Source organism: Amycolatopsis ultiminotia (assembly GCF_039536925.1).
Lineage (GTDB): Bacteria > Actinomycetota > Actinomycetes > Mycobacteriales > Pseudonocardiaceae > Amycolatopsis > Amycolatopsis ultiminotia.
In genome coordinates this window covers 128,625-146,824 of the sequence record NZ_BAAAZN010000018.1, presented here as the reverse complement: position 1 = coordinate 146,824, position 18,200 = coordinate 128,625, and the positions used below count along the sequence as shown (strand labels likewise).

Below are 18,200 nucleotides of genomic sequence, written 5' to 3'. Positions count from 1 at the left end.
GGCCCCATGATCCCACACCGGTGGATGCAAGCCGGGCCGAACTGGAGTGCAAGCTGTCCGGGATCTCATGCATCCTGCAGTCCGGTGGACCGGCGCCGGCCCGCGAGGGCACCCGCGACGGCGCCGAGCACGATCAGTGCCGGCATGGCGGCCACCGCGGGCGACGAACTTCCGGTGACCTGCCCGTAGTTGAGGACGATGAGCGCACCGACGGCGAGCAGTCCGGCGCAGGCGATGAGCGAGAGCGTCCGGGTGCCGAGCCCGGCACCGTTCAACGTGCCGCGCACCGAGGAAACCACGGCACTGAGCGCGCACGAGACCATCAGGAAGATCAGCGACAACGAGGTCACACCGGAAATCGACGGGAAAACGGTGGTCAGCGGATCGGCTCCGCCGACGACGAACGGGACGAGCACCAGCACGTCGATCGCCACCTGGATGCCGACGGCGATGTGCGGGGTCGCCCGGACCCGGTGGGTCCTGCCGAGCACGCGGGGCAGCAGGCCGGCGCGGCCGAGCGCGAATCCGTAGCGCGCGGCCATGTTGTGGAACGCCACGGCGGCGGCCAGGAAACTCAGCGCGACCGTGACGCTGATCAGCCCGCCGGCGTAGCGGCCGAGGTAGTGCTCGGCCGCCCCGCCGAGCACCGCGCCGGGGTCCGGCGCCGCCGCTGCCTGGACATCGTCGTAGGCGGCGACCAGGGTCCAGGTCGAAATCAGGAAAACCAGCACCAGCAAGCCGAGCGCGAGGTACGTCGCGTATTTGATCTTCTTCCCCGGTGCGTTGCATTCCTCTCCGTAGGTGGCCGCCGCCTCGTAGCCGGCGAAGGACAGCAGGACGAACACGACGGTCAGTGCAGCGCCGCCGCTCGTCACCGACCCGGGCGTGAACCCGTCGGTCGCGAACTGTCCGGGGTCCCTGCCGAGGACGGCGATCGCCAGCACGGCGAGCAACACGAACTGCAGCAGCGAAACCACGGTGGCCACCTTGCTGGCGAGACCGGCGCCGAAGAACCCCAGCAGCCACACGACCGCGAGCGCGACCACCGAATAGACCGCCCATGGCAGGTCGATACCCGCATACGTGGTGAGCGCCTGATCCGTGAAATAGCCGGTCGCCGCGATCATCCCGGCACAGGCCAGGTTGTAGGCGATGGTGGCGACGAACGCCGCAGCCCCGCCCGCGGACGGCCCCAGTCCGTGCCGGACGAAAACGTGGTACGCACCGGCACTCACCACCGTCCTGGCGAGCGCGATGTAGCCGGCCGTGAAGAAGACCAGCAGCACACCGATCAGGAGGATCCACCCGAGAGTCCCCTCTCCTGCGCCGAGCCCGAGGCTCAGCGACAGGTTGGAGGCCATTGCGGTCAACGGCGCGGTGGCCGCCACCACCATGAACACCATGCCGGGCACGCCGATGGCACCCCGGCGAAGTCCGGGGGACGCAGCCGGATCCGCCGGTACTTCCGTGCGACGCTCGGCATCGGGTGGTGTGGTCGCCGGTGCTCCCGCGCTCGAGGGGTCCATCGGGTGCCGCCTTCCGCCAGATTGGATGCTATCAGCATGAATGGGATTCAATGTGAGCTGTCCCGCATCAGGTGTCAAGTGCCGAGGTTCGGCGGCGGCGGTATGGACGCACGCGCAGGACCGCGACCACTCAACGTCCGGGGAGTCCGGCGGAACGCGACAGACCACTCGGACTGGGCATCGCCGAGCTGCGGAAACGCCGTCGCACCAGCGGCGCGGTCCGCGCCACCCGGGCAACCGGACAGTCGGGACCGGTTGCGCCCGCGCTAGGGTTTCGTTTGCATCCCACACGGCATATATTGCATTAACTCGGGAAAGGACGAAGCCATGACGGAGTACCCGCCCACCCCCGGCGACACCCTGGTGTTCGAGAACGATCGCGTTCGCGTGTGGTCGATGACCTTGGCGGCCAACGGCGGCATGTTCGACTTCCACCAGCACCACCACGACCACCTGATCCTGTGGCCGGACGCGGGCCGCGCGGAGGCACAGGAACTGGGAGACGAGGGCTGGCCGGTCAGGCAGGAGGCGCAGCCCGGATTCTGTCTCTTCAAGACCGTCGGAACCGGTGGGCCGATGCCGCCGCACCGGATCCGGAACCTGGAGGACCATCCGGTCACGCACTACATCGTCGAGCTGATCAGTGAGCCTTCACCGAGCGCGACCACCCTCCCCGCGGAGGCCAACGACCGGGGGTTCAGCTCGAATCCGCTGATGGGCACCACCGGACCCGAGTCGGACTAGTACACCGACCGGACTTCGTGCGGTCACTGCCGGGCTGCCCGCAGACACTCGTGCGCACCGGTCGAGCCTGACCGGTGACGCAGAATGGTGGCCGGCGCGCCGGATCGAGAGGGCGTCCTTCGCCGGCCCTGCGGGCTACCGCAGGGTGGCCGGACCCGTTTCCGGCGGCGAAGATACCGCGCAATCGGTCGACGCGGATTTCCCTGGCAGCAAACGCCCTGGCGTCATGCTCATCCAGCGCCGCCGCCTCCCCGTCAGCTGAGCCTGCCGGCGCGACAAGACCTACTGCTCCCCGCCATCCCCACGATCGCTGCCGTCCCGCGGGCTGGACAGCGACGCCGTGGACGTTGGCTCGCGTATCGGCGTGATGCAGAACAACGTTCTTGTTTCCGAGCGCAATACTGGCGCCACGAATCGCGACGACTGTCACCCACGGCATCGAACCGAACACTCAGTAGCATGACTGCGCCGGTAATTGCCAGTTACCGAGTCGAGTCGCACCCCCTTCACCCTTGCCCTTGTCGCCATGCCGACCATCTACTAGAATACTATTCTAGTAACGTGCACGGACGCCCGCTGACCGGCGTCGTGGTCACGGAGGAGCGCGACCGGCGCTCGCTACCGGCTTGTTGATCGAGAGGGACGATGAGGTTCTCCGACACCGTCGAGGAGCAACGCTTTCGGGCAGAGTTGCGTGCCTGGCTCGCGGACGCCGTTCGACGTCACTGGGGCGATGATCCGATCACCGAGGCAAGGCAGGATGTGCAGCGGCTGCGTGACTGGAGCCGCCTGCTGCACCAAGCCGGCTGGATCGGGATCACCTGGCCGCACGAGTACGGCGGGCGCGGGCTGCCGCAGTCCTGTCAGAACATCTTCTACGAGGAGCTCGGGCGGGCCGGGGCCCCCAACCACATCAACACGATCGGCCTCAACTTCGTCGCACCCACGATCATCGAGTGGGGCGATCAGGACCAGGCCCGGCGATTCCTGCCGCCATTGCTCAGCGGCGACGAAATCTGGTGCCAGGGATTCTCCGAACCCGGCGCGGGTTCCGACCTGGCGAACGTCCGGACCCGCGCGGTCCTCGACGGTGAGGAGTGGGTTGTCAACGGGCAGAAGATCTGGTCGTCCTTCGCGCACCTCGCCGACATGTGCATTCTCGTGGTGCGCACGGAGGAGGACGTCCCCTCCCACCGGGCACTCACCTTCCTGCTCCTCGACATGCGCACCCCCGGTGTCACCGTCCGGCCGCTCACCCAGCTCACCGGTGCTGCCGAGTTCAACGAGGTTTTCCTCGACGACGTCCGCATTCCGGTCTCGCGGGGGCTCGGCGAGCGGGGCGAGGGGTGGCGAGTGATCATGACGACGCTGGAGCACGAGCGCGGCACCCTCGCCATGGAGCTGGCCGCGGACTTCTCCCGGCAGCTCGATCGCGCGGTCACGCACCTGCGTGACAACGCCACGGCGGTACCGGACCACCATGTCCGGCGCGGCGTGGCGGACGCCTGGGTCCTGGTGCAGGAACTCCGCTACACCAACTACCGGTTCCGGACCGAAGCCGGCGAGACGGGGTCTCCCGGACCGAAGGGGTCGGTGGCGAAGATCGCCTGGAGTGAGGGGCACCAGCGGCTGACGGCACTCGCCCTCGAAAGCCAGGGGCTCGCCTCGGTCCTGAATGGAGCCTCGGCGGCGGAGTCGGGCTACTGGCAGCTCGAACGCCTGCGCTCGCGCGGCAACAGCATCGAGGGCGGCACCACCGAGATCCAGAAGAACATCATCGCCGAGCGGGTGCTGGGGCTCCCGCGCGGACGCTAGCGACGGGGTGACGAATGGACTTCTCCTTCAGCGACGAACAGCACCTGTTGCGGAAGCTCGCACGGGAGTACTTGACCGATCGCCTCCCGCCCGAGCGCATCGGCGAACTCGCCGACCGCGCGGCGGGCCGCGATTCCACTGTGGACCGTGAACTGTTCGAGATGGGCTGGTTCGGCGACGAGCTCGGTTTCGTCGACCTGCTGGTCCTGTTCGAAGAGGCCGGGCGTGCGCTCCTGCCGTCCGCCTGGTTTCCGACGGTCGCGGTGGTCCGCCCCCTCCTGGCTGCCTCCGACGAACTCGCCGAGCAGATCCGGAACGGGCGTACCTGCACGCTGGCCTGGGCTGCCGACCGCGCGCGCAGCGCACTCGACCGGACGCCTGCGCTTCCCGGCCTCGTCGGTCCGGGATTGCTCACCACGTCCCGGGTTCTCGTGCCCGACCTGGAGCAGGCTGATTCGGTTCTCGTGCTGGGGCTGGATGCCGGCCGGCTGGGCGGCCTCGAGGTGGACACCGGTGCGCACCCCGAGGTGATCAGCCGATGCCCGAACGTCGACGGCACAAGAAGGTTTCACGACCTGCACACCGACCGCACGCCCGCGCGCCGCGTGCAGCTCAGCGCCACCGGAATCGAAAGCCTGCGTGCGCGGTTGTGGGTGGCGCTGGCCGCCGAAGCGCTGGGAGTCGCCGGCCGAGCCCTCGACTTCGGGATCGAACACGCGCGCACCCGAACTCAATTCGGCCGGATCATCGGCACTTACCAGGGCGTTTCCCATCGGCTCGTCGACGCCTACGTCCGCATCGAACTGGCCCGTTCCCTGGTCTACCGCGCGGCCGGAATCATCGAGGAAGGCCTGACCGGCGACCCGCTCGAGATCGCGGTGTGCAGTGCCGCGAAAACCCGCGCGGCCGGCGCCGCGGTGTTCGCTGCCGAGAACTCGATCCAGGTACTCGGGGGGATGGGCATGACCTGGGAGCACCCGATCCACCGGTGGCTGAAACGCGCGATGACCCTGAACGCATGGGACGGAAACCCGGACACCCATCTCGACCGGATCGGAGAATCGATCATGGCTTTCTCGACGTGAGCGAGGAAGAGCACTTCCCCGGAACGGACGCACGCAAAAAGCGGCTTCCCAGGACCTAACCGGGCAATAAGACGTCGATCGCGGAATCGACCCTTTCCAGGAGCTGAGCATGAGTACAACGGCCGGTGTGCCATTCGACCAGCTGGTCCCACCAGAACGACTCGAGAACGGCGACGGCGATGGCCCGGACTGCTTCCGGGGCGTCGGTGATCACTTTTGCCAGCCCGGCGGAATTGCGCCGACGGGACCGGAGCATCTGCTCGCTGGCGAACGGATCGGTTGACACCGTGGCGAACACCAGGAGGCCGAGCATGTTCGGGGTCCGCTGGAACGATCGCGTGCCGCGGACGATGTATGCCGAGGCGCGGCCGCGGTCGCTGCCGTCCCGCAGATCCGGCTCCCCGACTTCGACGAGCGGGGTCTGCCAGCGATCGAAAGCCGCGGCGAAGAGGTGGTCCTTGGAATTGAAAAAACGATAGAGGGTCGCCAGCGCCACACCGCTGTCCGCCGAAACGGATTTCAGGTTTACTGCCGCCACACCGTGGAGATGAACCAGCCTTACCACACTGTGCAGAGCATTGTCATACTTCTCGATCTGCCGGGCAGTAAGCGACTCGCGCGGCAACGGGCCCTCCATGCACAGGCCCCTTCCTCTCGTCTGCGATCAAGGTTGGTGATCAACGATCAGTATAGCAAATCGAGCACCGCCGGTGCACCGGCGGGCACCCGGCAGATCGGTCCGGTAAACAGATTTGTCACGTCATTCGGAAAATGCATTAGTCCTCGCTTGAACGAAAGGTTCGACATGGCCAACGACCCGTTCCACGGACTGCCCGAAGTGCCGTCCTTCACCCTCACCAGCCGGCTCGTGAAGGACGGTGGCGAACTCGCGCTGCCCCAATTCTCCGGGATATTCGGCGTGCCGGGCGGCGAGGACACCTCTCCGGACCTCGCCTGGTCCGGTGCCCCGGCGGCGACCGAAAGCTACGCGGTGACGATGTACGACCCGGATGCGCCGACCGGTTCCGGATTCTGGCATTGGGCGGTGGTGAACCTGCCCAGCGACGTGACGGCGCTGCGCGAAGGGGCCGGAAGCTCCGACGATTCCCTTCCCCCCGGCGCCTTCCACTTGGCCAACGACGGCGGTGCGCGGCGTTTCGTGGGGGCTGCACCACCGGCCGGGCACGGCAGGCACCGCTACTTCCTCGTTGTCCACGCGCTGGCGGTCCGGGATCCGGGCGTCTCGCCCGACGCCACGCCGGCCTTCCTCGGCTTCACCATGGCCGCCCACATCGTCGGACGGGCCGTGCTGACAGCGACGGCCGAGATCCCGGCATAACGACTCGCGACCATTGGTGCTCGGAAAGGAAAACCCGTGACGACAGAGCAGTCCACGCGGCTCGCCGCCATGTTCAACCCGGCTTCCGTGGCGCTGATCGGCGCCAGCGACCGTTCGGCGTGGTCACGGACCATCCTGCACAATCTGGTGAACGGTGGCTACGCCGGCGACGTGCATCTCGTCAGCCGCCGTGGGGAGCCCGCACACGGCAGGCCGACCGTCACGAGCGTCGGCGAGCTGCCGTCGCCGCCCGATCTGGCATACCTGCTGATGCGCTCGGAGGCGGTGTTCCCGGCACTGCAGGAGGCCGCTCGCGCGGGCGTGCGGAACTTCGTCATACCCGGAGCCGGTTTCGGCGAAGCCGGGCCGCCGGGCACAGCGCTCGAGCACGAGGTGGCGAGCTACTGCCGTGCGCACGGGCTCACCGTCCTCGGCCCGAACAACCTCGGCTTCGTCAACCTGGCCGACTCGGTCTACGGCTACGCACTGGAAGTCGGGGACCTGCCGCGCGGCGGGATCAGCATCATCTCGCAAAGCGGGGCACTGGCCTGGAAGCTGATGGGCTACGTACCGTCGCGCGGCGCCGGCCTCGACCACGTCATCACGGTCGGGAACGAAGCCGTGCTGGACGCGGCGGACTGTCTGGAACACCTGCTCTCGGTGCCCTCCACCACCGTCATCTGCCTGTACCTGCACGCGATCCGGAACCCTGGCAAGTTCGCCCGGATGTGCCGCCGGGCGGCGGTCGAGGGAAAACCCGTGGTGGTTTTCAAGGTCGGATCCGGTGCGCAGTCGGCACGGGCCGCGGTCGCGCACACCGGCGGGCTGGTCGGGAACGACCGGGCCATCGAGGCCGTGCTCCGGCACAACGGGGCGATCCGGACCGCCTCCGTCGAGGAGATGATCACCACCGCGATCGTGCTCGAGGGGTACGGCGAGCTTCCCGGGACCAGGGCCGCGGTCCTCTCCGGAGCAGGTTCCGCCTGCGAGATGCTCAGCGATCGGGCGGACCGGCTGGGGATGACGTTGCCCGAGCTGACCGCCGAGACCCGGGACAAACTGGTCACCGCCGGGCTTCCGGCGTTCGCGACTGCGCAGAACCCGCTGGACGTCACTGCGGCGGTGACGATCGACCACCCGGATTTCCTCGACGACTTCGCCCGGATCATGCTCGAAGACCCCGGCGTCGACCTGCTCATCATCCAGGGGCTCGGCCTGGGAAATCCCTTCGACCCGCGACGCCGGGAGAACGCACAGTCCCTGCGGGACCTGCAGTCCTCGTCGGCGAAACCGGTGCTCGTCTTCGCCGATCTGACCGGCGACGCGGTCGAGGACTGGCAGGCGCTGCGCGCCGAGTTCGGCACCCCGCCCGTCGTCGAATCCATCGATCGGGGACTGCTCGCGCTCCACCGTTCCGGCTGGTGGTCGCGCACCCGCAAGCAGCTGCTCACCGAACCGGACCCGGCACCTGCCGGTTCGCCCGGCACCGCAGGACAGCTCGGTACCGGCGGGTGGTCGGAGTGGTCCGCGCGGGACTACCTGGCCGGGCAAGGCGTCCCGATGGTTCCCGCCCGGCTGGCGCGGTCCTCGGCGGAGGCGGCTGTCGCGGCCGGACAGCTGGGGTTTCCGGTCGTCATGAAGATCTGCTCCCCGGACATTCTGCACAAGAGCGATGCCGGCGGTGTGGTGCTCGACGTGCGGACCGCGGCCGAGGCCGGGAGCGTCTTCGACGAGCTGACGACGCGGGCCGGCGTCGCCGAGCCCGCGGCGGCCGTCGAAGGTGTGCTGATCAGCCCCCTGCGTTCCGGTGGTGTGGAGCTCATCGCCGGGGTCACGCGCGATCCGGACTGGGGCCTGATGCTGGCGATCGGGCTGGGCGGGGTCTGGGTCGAGGTCCTCGAGGACGTCGCGTTGCGGCAGCTGCCGGTCACCCCACAGCAGGTCGAGAGCATGCTCGGCGAGCTGCGCGGTGCCCCGTTGCTGCGGGGTGCGCGCGGGATCCCGCCCGCCGACATCCCGGTCCTGGCCCGAGCGATCCACCGGCTGACCATCGCGGCGCTGGATCTCGGCGAGGCCGTGCAGGCGGTCGAGGTCAACCCCCTCCTCGTCCGCGGCACACAGGTCGAAGCACTCGACGCCCTCATCGTCCGCGGCGATTCCGCTTGACCGGAAACGGCTGCACTGAATACCTGGGAAAGTGAGAAAAATGGAGTACAAGCAGATCATCGTCGACCGGGTCGGTACCGACGAGCGCCTCGCGCGTATCACGCTCAACAATCCGGACAAGCTGAACGTGCTGGGCCCGGAGATGCTCGCCGAACTCATGGACGCACTGCACGTCCTCGAATCCGACTCCAGTGCCAGGGTGATCATTCTCCGGGGAGCCGGCCGCGCGTTTTCGGCAGGCTGGGATTTCGGACAGGACATCGCCACCGCGGACCCCAGCTACGCAGGCAAGGATTTCAAGGTGGTCGACGGTGCCGGCCACCCGCTCGCGATGAACCAGGCGAGTGCGCTGAAGCGGGGCGCCGAACAGCAGCTCTACTTCTGGAGCATGTCGAAGGTCACGATCGCGCAGCTGCACGGCTACTGCCTCGCCGGTGGCCTGGAGTGGGCGATGATGGCCGATCTCGTGACCGTCGCCACCGACTGCATCCTCGGCCACCCCGGGAGCCGGGGCGTCGGCGTGGCCCGCAACGCCGCGCTGCTCCCGTTGCTGACCACCATGCGCAAAGCCAAGGAACTCCTTCTCACCGGCGACTCGCTCACCGGCGACGACGCGGTGGCCCTCGGACTGGCCAACTATTCGTGGGACGCCGCCGACCTCGACGAGCGCACGATCCAGCTGGCTGATCGGGTCGCCAACATCTCGGCCGACCACCTGGCCGTCACCAAAGCCGCCGCCAACCGCTTCGTCGAGAACATGGGAATTCGATCGAGTATCGCGTCGGTCACCGAACTGGACGCAATCGGCCAGAACACCGAGTCCAGCCGGACGTGGAACAAGAAACTGCGCGAAGAAGGCCTCAAATCGGCGCTTTCCTGGCGGGACGAACCTTATCGCGATTACAGTTTCCGGCCGCGAGAAAACGGTTAGCAGACCACCCCTCCGATTCACATCCGCACCGGATCACACACGACCGCTGCTGTTTCTGCTCCCCCACCGTTTCGACACAAGACGGAGGTTCGACGATGAATGCCGTCACGACACTCGCCCCACGACGATGGAAGTACATCATCCCGGCCGTGATGGTGATGTACCTGCTGGCCTACCTCGACCGCGGCAACGTCGCGATCATCCTGCCCTACATCGGCGACGGCCTCCGGCTCTCGGACGCGGCCCAAGGACTCACCTCGGGGATCTTCTTCCTCGGCTACCTGATCCTTCAGGTGCCCGCGGTCGTACTGGCTCGCCGATGGGGTGCCCGGCCGGTGATCACTTTCCTGCTCACCGGCTGGTCGGTCGCCGCGGTGCTCTGCGGGCTCGTGCAGAACGACGTGCAGCTCTACGTCGCGCGCTTCGTTCTCGGCGTGTTCGAGGGCGGTGTGCTGCCGGTGACCCTGCTGCTGCTCACCCGCTGGTTCGCCGATGGGGAACGGGTTCGCGCGAACACCCTGTTCCTGACCTGCCTTCCGCTCTCGGCCGTGCTGTCGCCCCCGTTCACCGGCTGGCTGCTGACCTTCGTGCACTGGCGCACGGTTTTCGTGATCGAGGGAATCGTGCCGCTCGTCTGGCTGGTCCCGCTGATGCTGATCCTGCGGGAGCGCCCGGCCCAGGCGAGCTGGCTCGACCGGGATGCGGCCGCCGAGCTCGAGCGGATCATCGCGAGCGAGCAGGCGGCGAAAACCGCAGTCGTGCGGAGCAGTTACCGCCAGGTGCTCCGCAGCCGTCTCGTCTGGCAGCTCATCGCCATCTACTTCCTCTGGACGGCGGGAGCGTACGGGCTCGTACTCTGGTTGCCGACCGTGCTGAAGGGCCTCGCGTCCCAGGAAAGCTCGTCGTTGCAGGTCGGCCTCCTCAGCTCGATCCCGTACCTGGTCGCGCTCGCCGGAATGCTGGTCTGGAGCAGGTGGGGGCGCGCAGTCCCGGCCCGGACCGCCACCGCCCTGCCGCTGCTGGTCGCCGGGGTGGCACTTGCGCTGGGACAGGTCAGCACCGGCGGTGTTCTGCAGATCGTCCTGCTGTGCATCGTCGCCGCGGGTGGTTACCTGACGCTGGGCACGTTCCTCGCCATTCCGAGCCTGATGTTCCCCGAGGCGTTCACCGTGGTCGCCATCGCCGCGATGACCACGCTCGGCGGGATCGGGGGTTTCGCCGGGCCGTTTCTGGTCGGCTGGGTCTCCGGGCTGGCCGGGGCCACTTCGGCGGGGCTGTACACGTTGGCCGCGTGTTTCCTGCTCTCCGGATTGCTCTCGATCGTCACCATCCCCCGGCGACCGCAGGTCACCACCACCCCGTCCGAGAGTAGGGTCACCATGTCGAACTGAAGATGCGAGCCTGCACCGAGCCGCTTTTCACAACACTCCGAAGGATGTTCTCGGCATGCCGCACAACGAGACCCGAGCGATCGTCGTGGACCATCTCGCGCCGGAGCGGCTGGCTGTGCACCGTGTGCAGCTGCCCGCCCCGGAACCCGGCGAGATCACCATCCGGGTCTCGGCGGTTTCGCTCAACCGCGGTGAGACCAAGCGGGCGGTCACGACCAGCGAACCCGGTACGCGCCCAGGATGGGACTTCACCGGGGTCGTCGAGGACGACCTGGGTGTTGCGAATGCCCCGAAGGCCGGGACCCGGGTTGTCGGCATCGTCTCCGAGGGTGCGTGGGCGGAGCGCATCCACGTTCCCGTTTCGTCCGTTGCGGTCGTGCCCGACGAGATCTCCGACGCGCAGGCGGCCGGCCTGCCGATGGTCGGGTTGACCGCACTCCATGCCTTGCGCAAGGGCGGTTCGCTGCTCGGCCGCGCCGTGCTGATCGACGGGTCCACCGGCGGAATCGGGCAGACCGCGATCCAGCTCGCCGCCGCCTCCGGCGCCCGCGTCCACGCGCACGTCCGAAACGACAAGGATGTGGCGATGGTCGCCGCGTTGGGCGCCGAGGAGGTCATCGTCGGGGCCACCCTGGAGGCCGCCCGTCCGCACGGGCCGTTCGATTTCGTTCTCGATTCGCTCGGCGGATCGGCGCTCTCCGCGGCCATGACAATGCTGGCCAGGCGGGGAACGTGCGTCACCATCGGCATGACCGAAAGCCCGGACGTCCATTTCGACAACAGCAAATTCGTCTTCTCCCGCGGGGCCTCGCTGCAGGGAATGGTCGTCTTCGACGAACTGGCCGCCGAACACCCCGCCGACGGATTGGCTCTGCTGCTGGGTTTGGTGGCCCGTGGTCTGCTGAAGCCGGCCATCGCCGTCGAGGCGCCGTGGACGGACGTCGCCGAGATCGCGCGAGACCTCCTGGCCGGGCGCATCCAAGGCAAGGCCATCCTCCACCTCGGCGACTGATCCGTCCCGGCGGCACGCAGCCCCGGAACTCCGGTGCACACATCCGGCGTCGAGGAAGCAGCGGCCCCGAGTAGGTTGCGTTCCCGACTTCCGTTACTACCTCGCGATACGCACCGGACGGTAGCGCGACCGGAAGAGGTCCACAGTTCTGCGAACGGTCACCGGGCCAAGCCCGGCGATACCGGCCGCTCAATTGCCACCAGGTATTCGTCTTTCCGCGGTCATCGGGCACCGGCCGCGGTCGCCGTCGGGCGGTACCCCGCCGCGGGCCGGGGTGGACGTACGGGCAAACGCCGATACCGATGTCGCCCCGTTTCGCCGGTCTCCTCTGCGCATTTCACGGCACGTGTGAAAGGTTGGCGGTTCGTCCGCCGACCGAAGGGAAACCGCGTGTCGTCCCGTCTGCTCTTTCCGGTGCTGAACGACCTGGCGCGAGTCGTCGGCACGACGACCCTCGAGCAGGACAGCGCACCGACGCCGTGCGGCGATCTCGACGTGGTCTCGCTGCGCAGGCACCTGTTCGGCGGGCTCGGGTACTTCATCGTCGCACTGGCCGACCCGGCGGGTGACCAGCGGCCGGAGCCCCGGGAGTACACCGGCCCCGACGAGCCGGAACGTCTGGTCGCGGTGATCGAGCAGCTGTCGGCGACCGTCGAAGCCGCGCTGGCCGACGGCGTCGAGACGGGTCCGGTGCGGGTGCCGGCGCTTGGCGGCAGCTATCCGGGCGACCACGTGCTGAGCATGCTGCTCGCCGAGATCGTGGTGCACGGCTGGGACCTCGCCCGTGCCACGGATCAGGTCTGGCAGCCCGATCCGGCCGCGGCGGAACGAGCACGGGCCCTGCTCGCGGTCGAGATCCGGCCGGAGTACCGGGGCGGCGCGGGAATGCCGTTCGCCCCCGAAGTGCCGATCAGCGCGGACGCCCCGGCGCTGGACCGGCTGCTGGCCTTCGCCGGCCGATCCCCGGACTGGACGCCACCGACCGGCGGCTGACGAGCAGCCGAGCGAGGTGGCCGCGGCAGGCGGCGCACCACCGGTCAGGCGCGGTCGTGGAGAGTGATCTGGTAGCCGTCGGGGTCGGCGAAGGTGAAGGTCCGGCCGAAGGGGCCGTCGATCGGCGCGGAGACGATGGGGTGCCCGTCGGCGACGAGCGCATCGTGAATGGCCTGGACATCGGTGGCGTGCAGCCAGATCGCGGCGCCGATGCCGGGCTGGGCAACGGATGCGAGATCGGTGCCGGGAACGATGTCGCGAAGTGCGAACGCGATCGGCTTCGTCTCGAAGACGACGGCGTGCGGCGGTCCGGCCGGCGAGCGGACGAGGCCTAGGTACTGCTCGTAGAACGCCTGTGCAGCGTCGAGGTCGCGCACTTGCAGCGAGATGAAGTCGGGGCCGGTGGCGGACATGGTGCTGCTCCTTCTCTTCGTGTCAGTCTTCTGACACGGGTCAATCTATGTCAGAATGCTGACATGAGTCAAGACGGGGCAGGCGTCGACCTGGAGACGTCACTGGGCTACCTGCTGAAAGAGGCGTCGAGCGTGCTGCGCTCGGCCATGGAGGAGGTGCTGCGGCCACTCGGGATGAGCGTGACGCACTACTCCTGCCTCGAACTGCTGGCGCAACGACCGGGCTTGTCGAACTCCGAACTCGCACGCGGCACATTCGTGACCCGGCAGTCGATGAACGTACTGCTCCGAACCCTGGAACGTGCGGGCCACGTGACCAGGCCCGCGGAAGCACCGGTCGGGAAGGTTCTCCCGGCCCGGCTCACACCGCGCGGCAGGCGAAAGCTCGAGAAGGCGACCGTGGCGGTCCGGTCCGTCGAGATCAGAATGCTGGCCGGCCTGACCGAAACCGAGCAGTCCGGCGCATTCCGGATCCTGCAGAGCATGATCCACTCCCTGCGCGATGGCAACGCCGGTGCCTAGAGATTTCGCTCACCGGCAGACGATCTGGACCTGGCACCGCGCCGGATGAGCGGCCACGGAACGTGGGACGCCGCGTCTGCCGCGCCTGCTCGCCGCGGCAGACGCGGCCGGGCAGGTGGATCGGTCAGTTTCGGTGGATTCCACGACCGCACAGGCGCATCAGCACGCCACCCCCAGGGGCTGGGTCGAACCACGCAGATCTGCTGGACCGCTACGACGACCTCGCCACCGGCTACCGCTGCGCGGCCCTCCTCCACGCCGTGGTCACCTGGACCAAGACACTGTCGGACACGCCCCACCTCGTTGCACACGGCGCACCTCTCGCCGCGCTCGGAGCGGAGGTCGTCCGAGCGGAAAATCCGTGCAGGCAACCGGGAAACCGGCAAATCCCGGCTGCGTCCGCTGTTGCGCTGAGCCGGTTTTGGCGGGTGGGCGGGCGCTGTCCAGGTGCCGCCTTGCCGCCGGCGCTGCCGCCCGAGTATCGTGACCCCTCGTTCAAGTGGCGGTCTTTTGTTTGGGGTGCGTGGCGTGTTGGTGACGGGAACTGTGGTTCGTTTCGACAGCGTGAAGGGTTATGGCTTCGCGCGCCCTTCGGATGGGCGCGAGGATGTCTTTCTGCACGTCAACGATTTCGAGTTCGAGAAGAATCAGCTTGCGGTGGGCGCCAAGGTCCAGTTCCAGCTCGAAGAAGGCGACCGGGGCTACAAGGCCTCGCGGGTGAAACTCCTCCAGGAGACGGCCGCCGAGCCGGCATCCCAGTCGGCGCTGGTGGCCGCGGCGCAGAACCAGGTGGACCCCGACCGGGTGGACCCCGACCAGCTGGACGACGACGGTCTCTGCGACGTGCTCTCTCCTGCCGAATTCACCGTCGAGGTGACCGAAGGCCTGCTCGCCGAGGTGCCCAGTCTCACCGGGGAGCAGATCCTGCGGATCCGGCAATGGCTGGGCGGGATCGCGCAGCGGCACGGCTGGGTCGAATCCTGATCCTGCCCGGAACCGGGCGCCCTCGGCCGGCGGGCCCACCTCACGGGCGGTCAGGCCGAGGTGGTCGAAGCCCGCGCGGGGACAGCACGTTCTCCGGCAGCCGGGATTTGCCGTCGGTCACGTCCAGCGACGTCCGACGGCACACCGCAAGGCGCATCAACCGGGCCTGAACGCGGCTTTCTTTCCGAATCGGGAAAACGCAACCAGCACGTTTTCCCGCCCGCATTCCGCGGCGTGCCGCGCTGCCCTCGTCGAAGTCGCTGCCGCGCGGGTCATCGGTATCGTGGCTGTCTGATCAGGCAGGAACGACGACCCACGGGCACGGCCGGCGTCCGCTGCCGGCTTGGAGTGGGAACGAGCATGGTGACCCTGGACCGCCTGGTGAATGTCCTCGGCGGATACGGCGCGCGGTTGTGCTGCTGTCCGGTCTCGCGGGACGTGGCACTGCGCGACGTCGTGATGCACGACCCCGACGCCCAGGGGCTGCACGGGGACGTCTTCCTCGCAGTGGCCGCCGGTTCCGCACTGCGCGCCGTCGAACTGGCGGCCGCGGCCCGTGCGTCCGTCGTGCTGGTGCGCGGGCCGGGACCGCTGGCACCGGAAGCGGTACGGAGCGCGGAAAGCGCCGGGGTCGCGGTACTGCTGGTGGAGCAGGACGTGTCGTGGGGGCAGCTCGCCGCGGTGGTCTACGGACTGGTGCTGGAGGGACGCGAGACCGAGTCGGGGCGCGGCCCGACCGATTTGTTCGCACTGGCCGACAGCCTTGCGGACGCACTCGGCAGCGCGGTGACCATCGAGGACCAGCTGTCCCGGATCCTCGCCTATTCCAGCCTCCAGCAGGGGGCCGACCGGGTGCGGCTCGAGACGATCCTCGGCAGGCGGGTGCCGGAACCGGTCCGTGAGCTGTTCGAACGCCGTGGCGTGTTCCTGCACCTCGCCGAATCGGACGAGCCGCTGTTCGTCGAGGCCGAACCGGCGCACGGGCTGTCCGGCCGCATGGTGGTCGCGGTGCGGGCCGGACGGGAATCGCTGGGGTCGATCTGGGTGGACTGCGAGCACCCGCTGAACGAGGCCCGCCGCAGCGTGCTGCGGGACAGCTCGCGCACCGTCGGCTTGCACCTGCTGCGTTCCCGGGCAAGTGCGGATCTGGAGCGGCAGGTCGAGTCCGATCTGGTGATCCGGCTGCTGGAGGGCACCGCGGACACCGCGTCGGTGCTCAGCAGGCTCGGGTTGCCGCCCGGCCGGTTCCGGGTGGTCGCGGTACAGGCGCACATCGCCGACGAACGCCATGCCGCGCTGCTGCTGGCGTTCGAGCGCGCGACGACCGGTTTCGGCTGGTCGCGGCCGGGGCGGAGCACGTTGTTCAGCAATACCGTCTACACCGTCCTGCCCGGGGACGACGTCGCCGCGGCAAGGGCGTGGGTCGACGCCCTGTGCGCCGCCCTGCCCGGCCAGGTGAAGGTGGTGGCCGGGGTCGGTGCCGCCGCCACCACCGCGGAGCTGCCCGCCAGCAGGCGGGAAGCCGACGAATGCCTCGCACTGCACGACGCGCGAGCGGTCCCGGAGACCGCGATCGCCTACGACGAGTCGTGGGACGACATCCTGGTGCTCCGGCTGCGCGCGGCCGCGGCCGCGGGCCGGGCGCCCACCCGGGGGCCGATCTCCGATCTGGCCAGGCACGACACCGCCCATGCCACCAGCTACGTTGCCACGCTCCGCGCGTGGCTGGAGACCCAGGGTGACCTCACGCAGGCCGCCGAACGCCTCGGCGTGCACCCGAACACCATCCGGTACCGCCTGCGGAAGATGGCCGAGGTGACGAACCTGCAGCTCGACCAGCCGGGCAAGCGACTGGCGATGATCATCGAACTCGCCGTGTCCGATCCGCAGGATTGACCGGAACGGACAACCCAGCCCGCGCCGTTTGTCGGGTTCGGACAACCCTCCCCCGGCTGGTCCGGGTCATCCTGGCCGTACACGCACCACTCATACGGCGGAGGAACCCATGGGCGAGCCCAACCGGCTGGACGGCGGACCGCGCTCGGCGATCGTGATCGGCGCCGGCGTGGTCGGTCTCTCCACCGCGTGGTTCCTGCAGGAACGCGGGGTGCGGGTGACGGTGGTCGATCGTGCGGGCATCGCGGCAGGCTCGTCGTGGGGCAACGCGGGCTGGCTTGCTCCCGGGCTCGCAATCCCGCTCAACGAGCCCGCCGTGCTCCGCTACGGGCTGCGGACGTTGCTGGACCGGCAGGCACCGCTGCACGTTCCGGCGAGCCCCGACCCCCGGCTGCTGAAGTTCCTCGCGCGGTTCGCCGCGAACTGCACCAGCACGTCGTGGTCGCGTGCAGTGCGGGCCAACCTTCCGCTGAGCGAGGAATGCCTGGAGGCGTTCGACGTCCTCACCGCCAACGGCGTCGATGCACCGACCATCGACGCGCCGATCACCGCGATGTTCGAGACCGCAGGCAACGCGACCGGACTGCTGGAGGAGTTGCAGCGCCTCGGTGAAGCGGGACAGAAAATCTCCTACGCCGAGCTCACCGGGACCGAACTTGCGCAGCAGTTCCCGCAGGCGACGTCCCGGCTCGGCGCGGGGGTCCAGCTCGACGGGCAGCGTTACGTCGACCCGGGCCGCTTCGTCGAATCGTTGGCGCGTTCGGTGATCAGCCGCGGCGGCAGCATCCGGCACCGCTTCGCGGTCGACCAGATCCGCCGGCACGAGCACGCCGTCAGCGTGCGCTCGGCCGGGGGCCGGTCACTGCACGCCAACGCGGTCGTGCTGGCGACCGGGGCGTGGCTCGGCGATCTCGGCCGGAAACTGGGGATCCGGGTGCCGGTGCGCGCCGGACGTGGCTACTCCTTCACCGTGCCGACCGACGACCCGGTGCCCAGCCCGATCTACCTCCCGGACATCCGGGTCGCCTGCACGCCCTACCGGGACGGCCTTCGGATGGCGGGCACCATGGAATTCCGGAAACCGGACGCGGCGCTGGACCCGGCCCGTATCGAGGCGATCATCGCCTCCGCGCGGCCACTGCTCACCGGCATCCGCTGGGAAGAGCGGACCGACGCCTGGGTCGGCTCCCGCCCGGTCACCACCGACGGACGTCCGGTGATCGGCGCGGTGGACACCCCCGGCCTGTTCGTCGCAGGCGGGCACGGGATGTGGGGGCTGACCCACGGGCCGATCACCGGACGGTTGCTCGCCGAGCAGATCACCACCGGCAACCGGCCGGAAGCCTTGCGCCCGTTCGATCCCCTGCGCTGAAGAAGGCCGGA

At 68.7% G+C, this 18,200-nt stretch carries 16 protein-coding genes; 13 read left to right on the top strand and 3 right to left on the bottom strand.

What is annotated here, in order from left to right:
* Positions 1–65 precede the first annotated feature (65 nt).
* On the bottom strand, positions 66–1,526 hold the full coding sequence (locus ABD793_RS32925) for an APC family permease (protein WP_344867174.1): 1,461 nt from the start codon (positions 1,524–1,526) through the stop codon (positions 66–68).
* A gap of 327 nt (positions 1,527–1,853) precedes the next feature.
* Here ABD793_RS32925 and ABD793_RS32920 point away from each other — a divergent pair, with 327 nt between their 5' ends.
* The 3 genes from ABD793_RS32920 to ABD793_RS32910 all read left to right on the top strand — a co-directional run bounded on the left by ABD793_RS32920 (position 1,854) and on the right by ABD793_RS32910 (position 5,170).
* The gene (locus tag ABD793_RS32920) at positions 1,854–2,270 is read left to right on the top strand and encodes a hypothetical protein (protein WP_344867172.1); all 417 of its coding nucleotides are present in this window, start codon (positions 1,854–1,856) and stop codon (positions 2,268–2,270) included.
* A gap of 645 nt (positions 2,271–2,915) precedes the next feature.
* Positions 2,916–4,085, top strand: coding sequence for an acyl-CoA dehydrogenase family protein (locus ABD793_RS32915; RefSeq protein ID WP_344867170.1), 1,170 nt, complete (start codon positions 2,916–2,918; stop codon positions 4,083–4,085).
* Between the two features lie 14 nt (positions 4,086–4,099).
* Entirely contained in the window at positions 4,100–5,170 is a 1,071-nt protein-coding gene (locus tag ABD793_RS32910) for an acyl-CoA dehydrogenase family protein (protein WP_344867168.1), read from the top strand.
* A gap of 55 nt (positions 5,171–5,225) precedes the next feature.
* Here the strand turns inward: ABD793_RS32910 and ABD793_RS32905 are convergent, their stop codons facing one another.
* Entirely contained in the window at positions 5,226–5,807 is a 582-nt protein-coding gene (locus ABD793_RS32905) for a TetR/AcrR family transcriptional regulator (protein WP_344867166.1), read from the bottom strand.
* 168 nt (positions 5,808–5,975) lie between these two features.
* On the opposite strand from ABD793_RS32905, the gene ABD793_RS32900 reads away from it, so the two are divergent.
* The 6 genes from ABD793_RS32900 (at position 5,976) to ABD793_RS32875 (ending at position 13,002) form a co-directional block, all read left to right on the top strand.
* Positions 5,976–6,509, top strand: a complete 534-nt coding sequence (locus ABD793_RS32900; RefSeq protein ID WP_344867164.1) for a YbhB/YbcL family Raf kinase inhibitor-like protein — start codon at positions 5,976–5,978, stop codon at positions 6,507–6,509.
* A 36-nt stretch (positions 6,510–6,545) separates the two neighbouring features.
* The gene (locus ABD793_RS32895; protein ID WP_344867162.1) at positions 6,546–8,675 is read left to right on the top strand and encodes an acetate--CoA ligase family protein; all 2,130 of its coding nucleotides are present in this window, start codon (positions 6,546–6,548) and stop codon (positions 8,673–8,675) included.
* 40 nt (positions 8,676–8,715) lie between these two features.
* Positions 8,716–9,606 (top strand): enoyl-CoA hydratase-related protein, encoded by an 891-nt coding sequence (locus tag ABD793_RS32890; RefSeq protein ID WP_344867160.1) that lies wholly within the window; start codon positions 8,716–8,718, stop codon positions 9,604–9,606.
* Between the two features lie 95 nt (positions 9,607–9,701).
* Positions 9,702–10,997, top strand: a complete 1,296-nt coding sequence (locus ABD793_RS32885; RefSeq protein ID WP_344867158.1) for an MFS transporter — start codon at positions 9,702–9,704, stop codon at positions 10,995–10,997.
* Between the two features lie 55 nt (positions 10,998–11,052).
* Positions 11,053–12,009: a zinc-binding dehydrogenase gene (locus ABD793_RS32880; RefSeq protein ID WP_344867156.1), complete on the top strand. Its 957-nt coding sequence runs from the start codon at positions 11,053–11,055 to the stop codon at positions 12,007–12,009.
* A 390-nt stretch (positions 12,010–12,399) separates the two neighbouring features.
* Positions 12,400–13,002 carry a TIGR03086 family metal-binding protein gene (locus tag ABD793_RS32875; protein ID WP_344867154.1) on the top strand — a complete coding sequence of 201 codons (603 nt, stop codon included), beginning with the start codon at positions 12,400–12,402 and terminating at the stop codon, positions 13,000–13,002.
* A 44-nt stretch (positions 13,003–13,046) separates the two neighbouring features.
* Here the strand turns inward: ABD793_RS32875 and ABD793_RS32870 are convergent, their stop codons facing one another.
* Positions 13,047–13,415 carry a VOC family protein gene (locus ABD793_RS32870; RefSeq protein WP_344867152.1) on the bottom strand — a complete coding sequence of 123 codons (369 nt, stop codon included), beginning with the start codon at positions 13,413–13,415 and terminating at the stop codon, positions 13,047–13,049.
* Between the two features lie 63 nt (positions 13,416–13,478).
* Here ABD793_RS32870 and ABD793_RS32865 point away from each other — a divergent pair, with 63 nt between their 5' ends.
* The 4 genes from ABD793_RS32865 (at position 13,479) to ABD793_RS32850 (ending at position 18,189) form a co-directional block, all read left to right on the top strand.
* Positions 13,479–13,937 carry a MarR family winged helix-turn-helix transcriptional regulator gene (locus ABD793_RS32865; protein ID WP_344867150.1) on the top strand — a complete coding sequence of 153 codons (459 nt, stop codon included), beginning with the start codon at positions 13,479–13,481 and terminating at the stop codon, positions 13,935–13,937.
* Positions 13,938–14,465: 528 nt separating this feature from the next.
* A complete protein-coding gene (locus tag ABD793_RS32860) occupies positions 14,466–14,921 on the top strand; it encodes a cold-shock protein (RefSeq protein WP_344867148.1) in 456 nt (151 codons plus the stop codon).
* A gap of 360 nt (positions 14,922–15,281) precedes the next feature.
* Positions 15,282–16,817 carry a PucR family transcriptional regulator gene (locus tag ABD793_RS32855; protein WP_344867146.1) on the top strand — a complete coding sequence of 512 codons (1,536 nt, stop codon included), beginning with the start codon at positions 15,282–15,284 and terminating at the stop codon, positions 16,815–16,817.
* Between the two features lie 109 nt (positions 16,818–16,926).
* The gene (locus ABD793_RS32850) at positions 16,927–18,189 is read left to right on the top strand and encodes an NAD(P)/FAD-dependent oxidoreductase (protein WP_344867144.1); all 1,263 of its coding nucleotides are present in this window, start codon (positions 16,927–16,929) and stop codon (positions 18,187–18,189) included.
* The last annotated feature ends 11 nt before the right edge of the window (positions 18,190–18,200 follow it).